We start from the raw sequence: 13,788 nt of genomic DNA, 5'->3' as shown, positions 1-13,788 counted from the left end.
CGGCGCGTGTCGCGGTCCCCGTGCGTCAGGCGCCGCCTGGAACGGCCCCGCCCGGCATCGCGGCACCGGCCGGAGCCGTCGGGTCCGGCATGGGCGCGCCGGCCGGGGGCGTCGCTCCGGGTGGCGGGACGTCGGACGGGCCGGGCGCGGACGGCCCAGGCGTGGACGGGCCGGGCGCGGGCGGGCCCGGAGCGGGCGGCGGCGGAGGGGCCGTCGCGGCGGACGGCGCCGGCGGGGCCTCGGGCATCGGCGGGGCGTCCGGCTTGCGGACGGCGGCGAACCGCAGCCGCACGTAGTCGGCCACCCAGCCGGACTCGCGGCGCAGCGCCGGCGCCGCGAGGTCGTTCACCCGGGTGAGCAGCGGCTCGACCAGCTCCGGCGGGACGTCCGCGAGCGCGCGCGCGGCGTAGGCGCGGACCCAGTCGGCGGCGCCGTTCGGCCCCTCGGTCATCTGGCTGGGCCGCTCCGCGTGCTCCAGCAGCCGCAGCGAGAAGCCCGCCTCCTCCAGCTTCGTCGCGTACTCGGCCGGGCTCGGGAAGTACCAGGGCAGTTCCGGTTCGCCGAGGCCGAAGACGCGCCAGGCGGTCTGCATCGCCGCGACCAGCTCGGCGCAGTTGCCCTCGCCGCCGAGCTCGCCGACGAAGCGGCCGCCGGGCCGCAGCGCCGCGTGCACCTGCGCGATGACCGCGCCGGGGTCGCGGGTCATCCAGTGCAGCGCCGCGTTGGAGGCGACGGCGTCGCAGGCCTCGGCGATGGTGAAGGTGTGGGCGTCGCCCAGCATGAAGGAGATGCCCGGGTTCAGCGCGCTCGCCTGCGCGACCATGTCGGGGTTGCCGTCGATGCCCAGCACCTCGGCCCCCCGGGCGGCGATCTCCGCGCTGAACGCACCGGTTCCGCAGCCGAGGTCGATGATCCGTTCGCCGGGCTGCGGGTCGAGCAGGTCGACCAGGGGCGCGCCGTGCGCGGAGACGTACCCGAAGGCGGAGTCGTACGTCACGGCCCAATTCACTGTCGTAATTTATCGGACATGAGTTCGGCGGGTGCGCGGATCCCCCCGGCCCGGCGCCCCGGGTGACCCGCGTCACGGGGACGCGTCCCGTATCGTCCGGGCCATGAAGAAGCCCGATGTCGTGCGGATCGTCGGCACCGAACGGCCGGACGGCCTGGCCCTGCGCACCGCCGGCCTGATCGAGCACGGCCTGCCGGAGCTGAGCGCGGAGGGCCTGCCGCCCTACCTCGGGCAGGGCTGGGCGCGCGTGCTCGGCGAGGCGGCGCGGGTGTTCGCCGCGTCCCGCGACTACCCGATGGAGCTGACGCTCCCGCCGGACGTCCCGGTCCGCCTGTGGCCGGACCAGCACGGCGGGATCATGCTGCTGCCGCCCGCCGGCCACGAGGGCGGCCTGGACGAGTGGCGCCGCGGCGTGGTGCTGCGGATGTTCCCGGCGGCCCGGAGCTGAGCCGCCCGGCCCGGCTTCCTAGAATCGAATTCCACCTCAGGTCGGGGCGCGAGAAGGGGATGCACGTGGCCTACGCCGAGATCGGGTACGAGGTTCAGGACGGGATCGCGACGGTCACCCTGAACCGCCCGGACAAGATGAACGCCTACACGTTCACGATGCGCAACGAGATGCTCGACGTCTTCGACCGCGTCGACGCCGACGACGACGTCCGGGCCGTCGTGGTGACCGGCGCGGGCCGCGCGTTCTGCGCCGGCGCCGACCTCAGCGGAGGCGGCGGCACCTTCGACCAGGAGAAGTCGAAGGACATGTTCGCCGGCGAGGGGGACGTCCTGGAGGACGGCACCCCGCGCGACGGCGGCGGCACGGTCGCGCTGCGCATCGCCCGCTGCCTCAAGCCCGTCATCGGCGCGTTCAACGGCGCGGCGGTCGGCGTCGGCGTCACGATGACGCTGCCGATGGACGTCCGGCTGGCCAGCGAGAAGGCCAGGTTCGGGTTCGTGTTCGCGCGCCGCGGCATCGTCACCGAGGCCGCCTCCAGCTGGTTCCTGCCGCGCATCGTCGGCATCGCGCAGGCGATGGAGTGGGCCGCGACCGGCCGCGTGTTCGACGCGCAGGAGGCCCTCGCGGGCCGTCTCGTCTCCCGCGTCTACGCCCCCGACGAGCTGCTCCCCGCCGCGTACGCGCTCGCCGGCGAGATCGCCGGCAACACCTCGGCGGTGTCGGTCGCGACGATCCGCCGCCTCATGTGGTCGGGCCTGTCGGCCCCGTCCCCGTGGGACGCGCACGTCGCCGACTCGCACCTGATGGCCGAGCTGGGCGGCGGCGCCGACGCCCTCGAGGGCGTCACCTCGTTCCTGGAGAAGCGCCCCGCCGCGTTCCCGATGCGCGTCACCAAGGACCTCCCCCCGAGCGTCCCCGACTGGCCCGCCCGCTGACCCGCGCCGAGTGCCGCCCCCACGGGCCGTGAGGGCGGCACGGCGGCGTCAGGGCCGCTGCCCCGGGCGGTCGACGACCGTCGTCACCTCGACCGCCTGCTCGCTGGTGACGGTCCCGGCGCGGATGACGGGCGAGGGAGCGCCCTTGACCGCCGGACGGCTCCCCAGGGTCCGGTCCTTGACCGCCACGAACCGCCGCCCCAGGTAGTCGTACGTACCGGACGCCAGCACGAACTCCTCGCGCATCCCGTCCGGACCGGTGCGGGAGACGGTCGTGCCCGCACGTCCCATCGCGTCCTTCGTGCCCTCCTTGACCTGGACGCCCGGGATCGCGGCCAAGGCCCGGAAGACGGTCGCGCGCCCGGACGGCGGCGCCGACGGCCCCTGCTCGAGGAAGTCGACGAGCCTGCCGAACACCCACTGGTCCCGGCCGTCCGCCGTGCTGAAGAGCCGGTGGTGCTGCTCGGCGTTGTAGGCGTCCGCACGCCGGTCCATCTTCGCCAGCAGCGCGGACGGGGCGCCCGGCAGCGCGCGCAGGTAGTCGTACCACTGCGCGGGTGAGCGCTCCTCGCCGTCGCCGTCCGGCTTCATGCCCGTGACGACCAGCCGTGGCTTCTTGCCCGGCGCCTGGTCGTACCGGGCGGTCCTGAGGCCGTCGAACCGCACCCAGCTCTCCAGGTGCTGCATGAAGGACGGCGCGTCCGGCTGCCCGGCCTGGAAGGTCCTGGTGTAGACCCACTGGTGCGATCCGGGGCGGTGGTCGGGCCGGGCCCCGGCGGCCGCCGCGGCCCTCTCCAGCACCTGCGTGGCGCTCACCGGACGCGCGGTGATCGGCGCCGGCGCCGGATCCCCGCCGCCCGTGACGACCGCGGTGACGGCCGCCGCCCCGGCCACGGCGGTCCCCACCGCCAGCCCGGCCCGCCACCCCGGCATGCGGCGGCGCGGACGAGCCGCCGCCCGGACGAGCCGCTCGCGTCCCGGCGCGAGCCGGTCGCGTCCCGGCTCGGGCACCTGCGCGCGGAACGCGCCGACTTCCTCGAGGTCGTTCATGCGTCCGTCCCTTCGTGGACGTTCGTCGGATCGGACCCGCCGAGCGCCTCCCGCACCTTCCGGCGCGCCCGGTTCAGCCGGGACCGCACCGTCCCGACCGGGATCGACAGCGCCTCGGCGACCTGCTGGTACGACAGGTCCGCCCACGCGACGAGCAGCAGCACGTCCCGGTCGCGCGCCGGCAGGTCCGCCAGCGCGCCGGCGAGCCGCCGCGACACGGCCGCCGCGCTGACCCGCGCGTCCGCCCGGTCGATGGCGTCGGTCACCGGGTCGGCGCCCGTGCGCGCCAGTGCCTGCAGCATCCGCGTCTCCGACCTGCGGTGCTTGCCGATGAGGTTCGCCGCGATCCCGTACAGCCAGGGCCGCGCGTCCGGGCGGGCCAGGTCGTAGCGGCCGCGCCGGCGGAACGCGGCGAGGAACGTCTCGGCGACCACGTCGTCGGCCGCGTGGTCGCCGAGCCGGCGCGCGGCGTACCGGTGGATGGACGGCGCGTGCCGGTCGTACAGGCCCGCGAAGGCGTCGGGATGGCTCCGGGACCGCTCGATCAGGCGCGCGTCGTCCTCCGGCGCCGAGGGACCGTCCTCCGGCGGCCGGGGACCGTCCCCGGGCGGGCTCGCGGTGTCGCCCGACGGCGCCGGGGCGCCCCGTGGACTGGCTGTCATGCGGCTCCGTCCTCTGCGGTTCGCCGTGCGAGGCGTCGCACGGTCATCCGTCATCACCCGCGGCGCCCCTCGGGGTTCACGGCCCGTTCGCGGGCCCGGCGACGGCGGGGGATCCGCGGGGCGACAGTTCGCTCACCCTGGGGTGGGAAGGCCCGGGACCGGCTGCATGATGGTGGTGCGTCCCCCGGCGCGCCCCAAGGACGATCTTGGCAATCCGGACCTTGGTGACGTGTGTTGCGAGTGGGGCGCAGGGTAAGAAGCGGCCCGAGGCAACACGTTACGGGGGTGCGTGGTGCGGACCAGGAATTTCGCCCTTATCGCGGCCGCCCTCCTGCTCGTCTCGGGATGCGGCCACACGGAGAAGAAGCAGGCGCGGACGGCCGGGCACCGGCTGGCGGCCGGCGGGAAGGCGCGGGCGGCCCAGGCCCCGCCGCAGCGCCCGCCCGCGCAGCGGAAGGTCGACTGCGACCGGCTCAAGTGCGTCGCGCTGACCTTCGACGACGGCCCCGGCCCCTACACCGACGGGCTGCTGGACGTGCTCAAGAAGGAGGGCGTGCGCGCCACGTTCTTCATCATCGGGCAGAACGTGCACGGCTTCCCGTCCGCGGTGCGGCGCGAGGTGATGGAGGGGCACGAGGTCGGCGACCACAGCTGGGACCATCCGCAGCTCACCGCGATGTCGGCCGCCGCCGTCAAGTCGCAGATCCAGCGCACCCAGGACGCGATCACCAGGGCGTCCGGCGGGGTGAAGCCGACCATCATGCGCCCGCCGTACGGCGCGACGAACAAGCGGGTCGGGCAGACCATCGGGATGCCGCTGATCCTGTGGAGCGTCGACACCGAGGACTGGCGCTACCTGAACACCGCCCGCGACACCCGGGTCGGGATCAAGGAGCCGAAGCCCGGCGGCATCATCCTGTTCCACGACATCCACAAGCCGAGCGTGAAGGCGATCCCGGCGGTCATCGGGGGGCTGAAGAAGCGCGGCTTCACCTTCGTCACGGTGTCGGAGCTGTTCGAGGGCCGGCAGCTGAAGCCCGGCCAGTCCTACTCCGAGCGGATGCCGCCCAAGCCCGCCTCGCCCGCCCCCGTCACCGCGAGCCCGCCGCCGACCGGCTCGCCCGCAGGCCCGCAGCCGTCGCCGTCGCCGTCGCACCCGCAGCAGGCCGAAGGCCACTGACCGCGGGACCACCGCGCCGTCGTGTCGCCAGGACGCCGTCAGACTCCGCGGCGTTTGGGCGGGGGCATCGGCGGGACGACCTTGCCGGCCACCACGATCTCCTCGGGGACCTCGACGAGTTCGCCGTTGCGGCGGCGCACCTGAAGCGTCTTGTCGGACCAGGATTCGAGTACGCCCACCACGTCGCTGTACTCTCCCGTTGGCAGACGACGGCGCAGCGAGACCCGCTGACCCACGTCCGCGCTACTGATGGACACCACCAGGCGCGCGGCAAAGCGGCCGGACATGTGAGGACCCCCATGTCGAATCGACTGCGCGGTGGTGGCCATACTATTCACAGCGAGCTTGCGGTGAGCCGTGACGTGCGGCGGGGCCGGAAACCCGAGAGGAGTCACTGACGTGACCTACGTCATTGCGCAGCCCTGCGTGGACCTGCTCGACAAGGCATGCATCGAGGAGTGCCCGGTCGACTGCATCTACGAAGGGAAGCGTCAGCTCTACATCCACCCGGACGAGTGCGTCGACTGCGGTGCGTGCGAGCCGGTTTGCCCGGTTGAGGCCATCTACTACGAGGACGACGTCCCCGACCAGTGGAAGGACTTCTACAAGGTGAACGTGGAGTTCTTCGACGACCTCGGCTCGCCCGGCGGCGCCTCCAAGGTGGGCAAGATCGACAAGGACCACCCGATCGTCGCGGCGCTGCCCCCGCAGAGCCAGGAAGACTGAGAACGGTCTAAACCGGCCGGGACGGCGGGTCGCGACCTTTGGGGAGCGTCCCGACAGGACGGCCATTGTGGTTCAACGCGTCCGGGCCGTGGTCGACCGCGCACTCCGCGGGAGGCCACGGCCCTGCCGATTCGGGGCGCCCGCGCGTCCCGCCGAGGAGGGCTGGGCCTTGTTCACGCTGCCGGACTTTCCGTGGGACCGGCTGGAGCCGTACAAGAAGCGGGCCGCCGCGCATCCGGACGGCATCGTCGACCTGTCGGTCGGCACGCCCGTGGACCCGACGCCCGACGCCGTCCGCAAGGCGCTCGCCGAGGCGTCCGACGCGCCCGGCTACCCGGCCACCTACGGCACGCCCGAGCTGCGCGAGTCGGTGGCGGGCTGGCTGCGCCGCCGCGCGGGCGTGACCGGCGCGGACCCGGCCGCGGTGCTGCCGGTCATCGGCACCAAGGAACTGGTGGCGTGGCTGCCGACGCTGCTCGGCGCCGGCCCCGGCGACAAGGTCGTCTTCCCCGAGCTGGCGTACCCGACGTACGACGTGGGCGCCCGGCTGGCCGGCGCGGAGCCCGTCGCGACCGACGGCCTGCTGACGCTCGGCCCGGTCCGGCCCAAGATCGTCTGGGTGAACTCGCCGTCCAACCCGACGGGCAAGGTGCTGCCCGCCGAGCACCTGCGCAAGGTCGTCGAATGGGCGCGCGGGCGCGGCGCGCTCGTGGTCAGCGACGAGTGCTACCTGGAGTTCGGCTGGGACGAGGAGCGCCCGCCGGTCTCGATCCTGCACCCGGACGTGTGCGGCGGCTCCCACGAGGGGCTGCTCGCGGTGAACTCGCTGTCCAAGCGCTCGAACATGGCGGGCTACCGCGCCGGGTTCGTCACCGGCGACTCCGCGGTCGTCAGGCGGCTGCTGGAGGTCCGCAAGCACGCGGGCATGATCGTCCCGGCGCCGGTGCAGGCGGCGATGGTCGCCGCGTTCGACGACGACGGGCACGCCGACGAGCAGCGCGCCCGCTACGCGCGGCGCCGCGCCGACCTGCGCGCCGCGTTCGGGAGGCACGGCTTCCGCATCGACCACTCCGAGGCGTCGCTGTACCTGTGGGCCACGCGGGACGAGCCGTGCTGGGAGACCGTCGGGCATCTCGCCTCGCTCGGCATCCTGGTCGGCCCCGGCGAGTTCTACGGGACGGCCGGCGCCCGGCACGTGCGGATCGCGTTCACCGCCACGGACGAGCGCGTCGCCGCCGCCGTCGCCCGCCTCTGACCCGGGCGCGACCCGAGCCGGTGCGCGTGCCCGGCGACCAGTGATTACCCGTACTTCGGATCCCGGGCCCGCCGTCGCGGGTCCGGGTTTTCCGTATGAAACCGGATGTTCCTTCATTACGTCTGATCGCGATATGGGCGTATGCGGCCACAGTCGGTAGGATCCGCTGGTCTCCGCCCTCCGGGATCGCCGAATCAATGGAGGTATGTCCGTGAATGGGACCGTGCTGGCCCTCGTGCTGGCACTGATCGTCCTCGTGGTCGCGCTCGTCGTCGTGCTCATCGTGGTGCTGTCGCGGCGCAAGCCCGCGCCGCCCGCGCCCGCAGCACCGCGCGACCCGTTCGCCCCCGAGCAGAGCGTCGCCGGCGACCCCCGCACGCTGAAGGCCGGGGACATGGTCGAGTACCTCGGCACCCGCTACTTCGTGCGCGGCTCGCTGCGGCTGCGCGAGGGCGGCTTCACCTGGTCGGAGCACCTCCTGGACGCCGACACCATCGAGGGCCAGAAGGTGTGGCTGTCGGTGGAGGAGGACCCCGACCTCGAGGTCGTCTACTGGACCGAATACGACATCGGCGACATGCGTCCCGGTGACCGGACCATCACCGTCGAGGGCGTCGAGTACCGCCGCGACGAGCACGGCACCGCCGACTACACCAGTGAGGGGACGACCGGCGTCGGCGTCCAGGGCCGCGTCGAGTACGTCGACTACGAGGGGCCGGGCGGGCGCTACCTGTCGTTCGAGCAGTACGGCGGCGGCCAGTGGGAGGCCGGGCTCGGCGAGCGCGTGCCGGCCGGCACCATGACCATCTACCCGGGCAGCGGCTGAATGCGGGCCGTCCTCGACACCCCCTACCAGGACGCGCGCGCCGACGGGCTGTCGTTCGCGCTCGGCCTGCCGCCGCTGGACGCCCTCGCCGTCCTGCCGGTGGAACGGGCCGGGCTGACCGTTCAGTTGCGGCTCCTCGGCGCGTCCCACCAGGTGATCGCCGGGCCGCTCAGCGAGACCGTGGCGTGCCTGGAGGGGGACGCCGCCGCGCCGCTGCCGGGCAGCGCCGCCACGACGCTGACCGGCTGGACCTACCACTTCACCGCGACGACGGCCGTGCACGACGACGACGCGGCGTTCGCGCGGGCCGTCGACGCGGTGTGCGCGCGGCTCGCGGACCGCGGCGACGCGCTGACCGGCGCGTTCCCCGGTTCCCGGCACGCCGTCACCGCCCTCGCCCTGGACGGCGCGCCCCCGGGCATGTTCCCGGCGGGCAGGTTTCCGGCAGGCAGGGCTCCGGACGGCGCGACCCCGGGCGGCACCGGACCGCGGGCCGGGGTCGGCTGGCGGACCTGGCACGCCTACCCCCAGACCAGGGAGATCGTGATGACGCGGAGCCGGTTGGTGAGACCTACATGAACAGGACGTACCGGGCCCTGGCCGGCGGGTTCGCCGCCGCCCTGCTGGCCGTGTCGCTCGGCGGCTGCGGCGACTCGCAGCAGTCGTGGATCGGCAAGAAGTACCACAAGGTCGGCTACAACACCTTCCAGGCGTCCCAGCCGCCGCGGACGGTCGCGTCGGCGATCAACCGCAAGTTCAAGTCGATCGACCGGGTGGACGACCTGGCCAGGTACGGCTCGGGCGGCGGGGTGTTCCTGCGCTACCCGAAGATGGTCGTCGGGGTGACGCCGTACGGGCGCGGCAGCCGCATCACCCTCGACAAGCCGTCCGGCGGCTACAACCGCTACTACTCCCATGTCGGCCACCGCTGGAGCGCGCCCGGCAGCGGCGGCTGGAACAAGCACGGCATCGCGTCCTTCCGCGGCGGCGGTCCAGGGTCGGGCAAATGAGGAGCAACGGATGAACGACATGGCGCATGACATCGGCGCGACCTTCGCCTACGGCGCGGTCGGCATCGCGCTGATGGCGATCGGCTACCTGGTGGTCGAGGTGACGACGCCCGGCCGGCTCGGCCACCAGATCTGGACCGAGGGCAACAAGGGCGCCGCCCTGCTGCTCGGCGAGAAGCTCCTCGGCGTCGGCGCGATCGTCACCACGGCGATCGTCACCAGCGACAACGACCTGAGCGACGGGCTGGTCGACACCGCCGTCTACGGCGCCATCGGCATCGTGCTGATGGTCGTGGCGTTCTACTTCCTCGACCTGATCACGCCCGGCAAGCTGGGCGCGACGCTCGTCAACGGCGAGACGATCCACCCGGCGGGCTGGGTCGTTGCCGCCGCCGACGTCGCCGTCGCCGCGATCGTGGCCGGGGCGGTCTCCTGACCTCCCGCGACCTCGGCGAAGCGCCTCCGCCGCCCGCCGCGGCGGAGGCGCCCGCCACCGTCCCGCAAACCCCTGCCGCCGAGGCGCCGGCGGCGCCCGCCAGGCTGGGCGCCCCCGCGCGGGTGGCGCGCACCCTCGTCCTGGCGGCCGTGTTCACCTGCGCGGCCTGCGGCCTGGTGTACGAGCTGGCGCTCGTCGCGCTCGGCAGCTACCTGGTCGGCGACTCGGTCACCCAGGCGTCGATCGTGCTGTCGGTCATGGTCTTCGCGATGGGCATCGGGTCGCTGCTGGCCAAGCCGCTGCAGAAGCACGCCGCCGCCGCGTTCGCGATAGTCGAGGGCCTGCTGGCGCTGGCCGGCGGCCTGTCGGTGCTCGCGCTGTACGCGGCGTTCTCCTGGCTCGACCTGTACGTCCCCGCGCTGGTGCTGATCGCGTTCACGGTCGGCGGGCTGATCGGCGCGGAGATCCCGCTGCTGATGACGCTGCTGCAGAAGATCCGCAAGCAGGACGCGGGCAGCGCCGTCGCCGACCTGTTCGCCGCCGACTACGTGGGCGCGCTGGTCGGCGGGCTGGCCTTCCCGTTCGTCCTGCTGCCGACGTTCGGGCACATCAAGGGCGCGCTGCTGGTCGGCGTCGTGAACGCGGTCGCCGGCGTCGCGGTGGTGCTGTGGCTGTTCCGCCGCCGGCTCGGCCGCCTCGCGCGGGTCGGCATCGGCCTCGGCATGGTGGCGGTGCTGGCCGTCCTCGGCACGACGTACGCCCTCGCCGACCGGATCGAGGTGACCGCGCGGCAGGCGCTGTTCCAGGACCCGATCGCGCTGGCGAAGGACACCCCGTACCAGGAGATCGTGATCACCAAGAAGATCACGCTCGCCGGCGGCACCGACCTGCGCCTGTTCCTGAACGGCGACCTGCAGTTCTCCTCGGCGGACGAGTACCGGTACCACGAGTCGCTCGTCCACCCGCTGATGTCCGGCCCGCACGGCGACGTGCTGATCCTCGGCGGCGGGGACGGGCTGGCGCTGCGCGAGGTGCTGCGCTACCCGGACGTCCGCAGCGCCACCCTCGTCGAGCTCGACCCGGAGATGCTGCACCTCGCCCGCACCTACAAGGCGCTGGCCTCGCTCAACCACCGCTCCCTCGATGACCCGCGCGCCCACGCCGTCAACGCCGACGCGTTCACCTGGCTGCGCGGCCAGACCCGCCGGTTCGACGCCGTCATCGTGGACATGCCCGACCCGGACGACGTCCCGACCGCGAAGCTGTACTCCGTCGAGTTCTACGGCCTGGTCAAGCGGGTGCTGGCGCCCGGCGGCCGGATGGTCGTCCAGTCCGGTTCGCCCTACTTCGCGCCGAAGTCGTTCTGGAGCATCCAGAAGTCCATCGCCGCCGCCGGCCTCGCCACCACCCCCTACCACGTGGACGTGCCGAGCTTCGGCGACTGGGGCTTCGTCCTCGCCGCGCCCACCGCGCGGCCGCCCGCGCTCGCGCTGTCCCGCGACGTCCCGCCGCTGCGCTTCCTCGACCCGGCCGTCCTGCAGGCCGCGTCCGTCTTCCCCAAGGACCGCGGCTCCCGCGACGTCGACGTCAACACCCTCGTCCACCCCCGCCTCGTCCAGTACGAGGGCCAGGAGTGGAAGGACTCCTAGGCGCGGTCGGTGGAGGTGCGGATGGCCTTGTCGACGGCGTGCTGGAACGATGACACGAGCGACTGGATCATCAGCGGCTTGAGCTTGCCCGCCAGTTCCATCAGCCGGTCGCGTTCCTCGGGGGAGCGGCCGCTCTCGCGGTAGGGGCGGACGACGGTGTCCTGGAAGACCTGCTGCAGTTCGGCCGCCAGTGCGGTGGTGTGGCGTTCGACGGCCTCGTGCGAGGCGACCAGGGTGTCCAGCGGCATGGGGAGCGCGGCCAGTTCGGCGCTGATGCCGAGCAGTGCCGGCATGACGACGCGGACGGTGTCCGGTGCGACGTGCTCGACGACGCCGAGCGCTTCGAGGCGCTGGAGGGTGTCGTCGTCCAGATGGCGCCCGGCGCGGCGGTCCAGCTCGTGGCGGTCGAGGTCCTCGGGACGTTCCGGCGCCCACGGCGACAGCAGCGCCCGTTGCAGCGCGAGGTCCTCGGCGGGGGCGTCCAGCGGGATCTTCCGCAGGTGCTTCTCGATGGCGGCGAGGGTGAGGCCGAGCGACTGGAGTTCCCGGACGAGTTCGAGCCGCGCGAGGTGGTCGGGGCCGTAGAGGCCCGTCCGGCCGCGCAGCCGGGGCGGGGGCAGCAGGCCGCGTCCGGCGTAGAAGCGCACCGTGCGGACGGTCACTCCCGCGCGCGCGGCCAGCTCGTCCACGGTGAGATCCATAGCCGCTCCTTAGACGTGACAGTACTGGTGTTACATTAAAGCTGTATCAGCACGCACTTACCGAGGGAGACCGCCGGATGGCACGGGAGATCTTCACCGCGGAGCACGAGGCGTTCCGCGACATGGTCCGCGCCTTCATCGAGAAGGAGATCGCGCCGTACCACGAGCAGTGGGAGAAGGACGGCGTCGTCTCCCGCGACGTGTGGCTCGCCGCCGGCCGGCAGGGCCTGCTCGGCATCGACATGCCCGAGGAGTTCGGCGGCGGCGGCAACCCCGACTACCGCTACTACGTGATCCTCAACGAGGAGTTCGCGAAGGCGGGCGTGCACGGCCCCGGGTTCTCGGTGCACAACGACATCAACGGCGGCTACCTGCGCCAGCTCTGCAACGACGAGCAGCGGGCGCGCTGGTTCCCCGGCTACTGCTCCGGCGAGATCATCACCGGCATCGCGATGACGGAGCCCGCCGCCGGCTCCGACCTGCAGGGCATCAAGAGCACCGCGGTCAGGGACGGCGACGACTACGTCCTCAACGGCTCCAAGACGTTCATCTCCAACGGCATCCTGGCCGACCTGGTGATCGTCGTGGCGAAGACCGACCCGTCCGCCGGCGCGAAGGGCGTCAGCCTCCTCGCCGTCGAGCGCGGCATGGCGGGCTTCGAGCGCGGCCGCAACCTCGACAAGGTCGGCATGCACGCGCAGGACACCGCCGAGCTGTTCTTCGACAACGTCCGCGTCCCCAAGGAGAACCTCCTCGGCGAGGAGGGCATGGGCTTCATCTACCTGATGACGAACCTGGCCCGCGAGCGGCTGTCCATCGGCGCCACCGCGATGGCCGCCGGCGAGTCGGCGTTCGAGCAGACCCTGGAGTACTGCAAGACCCGCGAGGCGTTCGGCCGCCCGATCGGCAAGTTCCAGCACAACCGGTTCACGCTCGCCGAGATGAAGACCGAGCTGACCATCAGCCGCTCCTTCACCGACGAGTGCATCGTCAAGGAGAGCAGGGGCGAGCTGAGCGTCGACGAGGCGGCGATGCTCAAGTACTGGAACACCGAGCTGCTCAAGCGCGTCGTGGACCGCTGCCTCCAGCTGCACGGCGGCTACGGCTACATGATGGAGTACCCCATCGCCAAGGCCTACCAGGACGTCCGCATCCAGACCATCTTCGGCGGCACCACCGAGATCATGAAGGAGATCATCGGCCGCGGCCTCGGCGTCTGACTCCGTCCCCGCCGCCCCGCCCGGCGGGAGCCTGGAACTGCACGGTGGTCCCACGGGAGGGGCGGCGAGCGCGCCGCCCCTCCCGCTCTCCCTGATCACCCACCCCGACGTCCCCCTGCGACGCGGGGTACCCGGGAACGAGCGCCCCCGGCGGCGCGCCCGGTCCGAAGTCTGGCGGCCGGGGCCCGCGTTCATCCCTGCGGACCAATGCCGCGCCCTCGGGGCCGCCCGACCTGCGCAGGTGCGAAACCGCGCGGCCGGGCCTTTTTCATTCTGCCGACCGAAGACGTGCGTCCCCATTCCTCTTTACGCTCCAGAGAGCAGGCCGTCAATGGCCGAACGGAATGGATGGATGCATGAGTCGAGCGTTGATCGTCGCAAAAATCCGGCCTGGCGCCGAGCGGGACGTCGCGCGCGTCTTCGCGGATTCCGATGCCGGGCCGCTTCCGCGGGACGCCGGAGTCCTGGAAAGATCGCTCTACGTCCTGAACGATCTCTATGTCCATGTCGTGGATTTCGAGGGGGAAATCGACGAGAGCATGGAATCGCTGCGCGGCCGGCCGGAATTCCAGGACATCGGCCGCCGCCTCGAACCGTACATCGCCGCCTACGACCCGGCGGCCTGGCGCTCCCCGAAGGACGCGATGGCGCGCCGGTTCTACCACTGGCGGGCCTGAG

Annotated in this window: 17 protein-coding genes; 12 read left to right on the top strand and 5 right to left on the bottom strand. The window is 72.8% G+C overall.

Annotated elements, in window-relative coordinates:
• Positions 1 to 25 precede the first annotated feature (25 nt).
• Positions 26 to 997 (bottom strand): methyltransferase domain-containing protein, encoded by a 972-nt coding sequence (locus ACA514_RS46045; protein ID WP_375047850.1) that lies wholly within the window; start codon positions 995 to 997, stop codon positions 26 to 28.
• A 115-nt stretch (positions 998 to 1,112) separates the two neighbouring features.
• Here ACA514_RS46045 and ACA514_RS46040 point away from each other — a divergent pair, with 115 nt between their 5' ends.
• Together ACA514_RS46040 and ACA514_RS46035 are read left to right on the top strand one after the other, a co-directional pair.
• Positions 1,113 to 1,457 carry a hypothetical protein gene (locus tag ACA514_RS46040; protein ID WP_375047849.1) on the top strand — a complete coding sequence of 115 codons (345 nt, stop codon included), beginning with the start codon at positions 1,113 to 1,115 and terminating at the stop codon, positions 1,455 to 1,457.
• A 59-nt stretch (positions 1,458 to 1,516) separates the two neighbouring features.
• On the top strand, positions 1,517 to 2,395 hold the full coding sequence (locus ACA514_RS46035; protein ID WP_375047848.1) for an enoyl-CoA hydratase-related protein: 879 nt from the start codon (positions 1,517 to 1,519) through the stop codon (positions 2,393 to 2,395).
• Between the two features lie 48 nt (positions 2,396 to 2,443).
• Here ACA514_RS46035 and ACA514_RS46030 read toward each other — a convergent pair whose 3' ends face one another.
• Together ACA514_RS46030 and ACA514_RS46025 are read right to left on the bottom strand one after the other, a co-directional pair.
• On the bottom strand, positions 2,444 to 3,445 hold the full coding sequence (locus ACA514_RS46030) for a CU044_5270 family protein (protein WP_375047846.1): 1,002 nt from the start codon (positions 3,443 to 3,445) through the stop codon (positions 2,444 to 2,446).
• Complete coding sequence (locus tag ACA514_RS46025; RefSeq protein ID WP_375047845.1) at positions 3,442 to 4,107, bottom strand: RNA polymerase sigma factor; 666 nt, start codon at positions 4,105 to 4,107, stop codon at positions 3,442 to 3,444. Before ACA514_RS46025 ends, ACA514_RS46030 begins: the two co-directional genes overlap by 4 nt.
• A 292-nt stretch (positions 4,108 to 4,399) precedes the next feature.
• On the opposite strand from ACA514_RS46025, the gene ACA514_RS46020 reads away from it, so the two are divergent.
• Complete coding sequence (locus ACA514_RS46020; protein ID WP_375047844.1) at positions 4,400 to 5,287, top strand: polysaccharide deacetylase family protein; 888 nt, start codon at positions 4,400 to 4,402, stop codon at positions 5,285 to 5,287.
• Between the two features lie 38 nt (positions 5,288 to 5,325).
• On the opposite strand, the gene ACA514_RS46015 is transcribed toward ACA514_RS46020, so the two are convergent.
• The gene (locus tag ACA514_RS46015; RefSeq protein ID WP_375047843.1) at positions 5,326 to 5,466 is read right to left on the bottom strand and encodes a hypothetical protein; all 141 of its coding nucleotides are present in this window, start codon (positions 5,464 to 5,466) and stop codon (positions 5,326 to 5,328) included.
• A 220-nt stretch (positions 5,467 to 5,686) separates the two neighbouring features.
• Between ACA514_RS46015 and fdxA the strand changes: the two genes are divergently transcribed.
• The 7 genes from fdxA to ACA514_RS45980 all read left to right on the top strand — a co-directional run bounded on the left by fdxA (position 5,687) and on the right by ACA514_RS45980 (position 11,189).
• Positions 5,687 to 6,013: a ferredoxin gene (fdxA, locus tag ACA514_RS46010; protein WP_151545573.1), complete on the top strand. Its 327-nt coding sequence runs from the start codon at positions 5,687 to 5,689 to the stop codon at positions 6,011 to 6,013.
• A 169-nt stretch (positions 6,014 to 6,182) separates the two neighbouring features.
• A complete protein-coding gene (gene dapC / locus ACA514_RS46005; RefSeq protein WP_375047842.1) occupies positions 6,183 to 7,268 on the top strand; it encodes a succinyldiaminopimelate transaminase in 1,086 nt (361 codons plus the stop codon).
• A 205-nt stretch (positions 7,269 to 7,473) separates the two neighbouring features.
• Positions 7,474 to 8,094 carry a DUF4178 domain-containing protein gene (locus ACA514_RS46000; RefSeq protein ID WP_375047841.1) on the top strand — a complete coding sequence of 207 codons (621 nt, stop codon included), beginning with the start codon at positions 7,474 to 7,476 and terminating at the stop codon, positions 8,092 to 8,094.
• Positions 8,095 to 8,673 (top strand): DUF2617 family protein, encoded by a 579-nt coding sequence (locus ACA514_RS45995; RefSeq protein WP_375047840.1) that lies wholly within the window; start codon positions 8,095 to 8,097, stop codon positions 8,671 to 8,673.
• Positions 8,670 to 9,104: a DUF4247 domain-containing protein gene (locus ACA514_RS45990; protein WP_375047839.1), complete on the top strand. Its 435-nt coding sequence runs from the start codon at positions 8,670 to 8,672 to the stop codon at positions 9,102 to 9,104. The genes ACA514_RS45995 and ACA514_RS45990 overlap by 4 nt, the downstream gene beginning before the upstream one ends.
• Positions 9,105 to 9,114: 10 nt before the next feature.
• Positions 9,115 to 9,540, top strand: a complete 426-nt coding sequence (locus ACA514_RS45985; protein WP_375047837.1) for a DUF350 domain-containing protein — start codon at positions 9,115 to 9,117, stop codon at positions 9,538 to 9,540.
• Between the two features lie 122 nt (positions 9,541 to 9,662).
• Positions 9,663 to 11,189, top strand: a complete 1,527-nt coding sequence (locus tag ACA514_RS45980; protein ID WP_375047836.1) for a polyamine aminopropyltransferase — start codon at positions 9,663 to 9,665, stop codon at positions 11,187 to 11,189.
• On the opposite strand, the gene ACA514_RS45975 is transcribed toward ACA514_RS45980, so the two are convergent.
• Positions 11,186 to 11,890 carry a MerR family transcriptional regulator gene (locus ACA514_RS45975; protein WP_375047835.1) on the bottom strand — a complete coding sequence of 235 codons (705 nt, stop codon included), beginning with the start codon at positions 11,888 to 11,890 and terminating at the stop codon, positions 11,186 to 11,188. The genes ACA514_RS45980 and ACA514_RS45975 overlap by 4 nt on opposite strands.
• A gap of 77 nt (positions 11,891 to 11,967) precedes the next feature.
• On the opposite strand from ACA514_RS45975, the gene ACA514_RS45970 reads away from it, so the two are divergent.
• Together ACA514_RS45970 and ACA514_RS45965 are read left to right on the top strand one after the other, a co-directional pair.
• The gene (locus ACA514_RS45970; protein ID WP_375047834.1) at positions 11,968 to 13,110 is read left to right on the top strand and encodes an acyl-CoA dehydrogenase family protein; all 1,143 of its coding nucleotides are present in this window, start codon (positions 11,968 to 11,970) and stop codon (positions 13,108 to 13,110) included.
• A 356-nt stretch (positions 13,111 to 13,466) separates the two neighbouring features.
• Positions 13,467 to 13,787, top strand: a complete 321-nt coding sequence (locus tag ACA514_RS45965; RefSeq protein WP_375047833.1) for a TcmI family type II polyketide cyclase — start codon at positions 13,467 to 13,469, stop codon at positions 13,785 to 13,787.
• The last annotated feature ends 1 nt before the right edge of the window (position 13,788 follow it).

It is taken from the genome of Actinomadura sp. NTSP31, assembly GCF_041951385.1.
Lineage (GTDB): Bacteria > Actinomycetota > Actinomycetes > Streptosporangiales > Streptosporangiaceae > Spirillospora > Spirillospora napierensis.
The sequence above is the reverse complement of the archived record's forward strand: the minus strand, read 5'-3'. Positions and strand labels throughout refer to the sequence as shown.

Excerpts from the sequence above, each read along its gene's own strand:
- ACA514_RS45975 (WP_375047835.1), bottom strand. The coding sequence starts at position 11,890 with ATGGATCTCACCGTGGACGAGCTGGCCGCGCGCGCGGGAGTGACCGTC.
- ACA514_RS45990 (WP_375047839.1), top strand. The coding sequence starts at position 8,670 with ATGAACAGGACGTACCGGGCCCTGGCCGGCGGGTTCGCCGCCGCCCTG.
- ACA514_RS45985 (WP_375047837.1), top strand. The coding sequence starts at position 9,115 with ATGAACGACATGGCGCATGACATCGGCGCGACCTTCGCCTACGGCGCG.
- ACA514_RS46035 (WP_375047848.1), top strand. The coding sequence starts at position 1,517 with ATGCACGTGGCCTACGCCGAGATCGGGTACGAGGTTCAGGACGGGATC.
- ACA514_RS46040 (WP_375047849.1), top strand. The coding sequence starts at position 1,113 with ATGAAGAAGCCCGATGTCGTGCGGATCGTCGGCACCGAACGGCCGGAC.
- ACA514_RS46030 (WP_375047846.1), bottom strand. The coding sequence starts at position 3,445 with ATGAACGACCTCGAGGAAGTCGGCGCGTTCCGCGCGCAGGTGCCCGAG.
- ACA514_RS45970 (WP_375047834.1), top strand. The coding sequence starts at position 11,968 with ATGGCACGGGAGATCTTCACCGCGGAGCACGAGGCGTTCCGCGACATG.
- ACA514_RS45965 (WP_375047833.1), top strand. The coding sequence starts at position 13,467 with ATGAGTCGAGCGTTGATCGTCGCAAAAATCCGGCCTGGCGCCGAGCGG.
- ACA514_RS45995 (WP_375047840.1), top strand. The coding sequence starts at position 8,095 with ATGCGGGCCGTCCTCGACACCCCCTACCAGGACGCGCGCGCCGACGGG.
- ACA514_RS46000 (WP_375047841.1), top strand. The coding sequence starts at position 7,474 with ATGTCCGTGAATGGGACCGTGCTGGCCCTCGTGCTGGCACTGATCGTC.
- ACA514_RS46025 (WP_375047845.1), bottom strand. The coding sequence starts at position 4,107 with ATGACAGCCAGTCCACGGGGCGCCCCGGCGCCGTCGGGCGACACCGCG.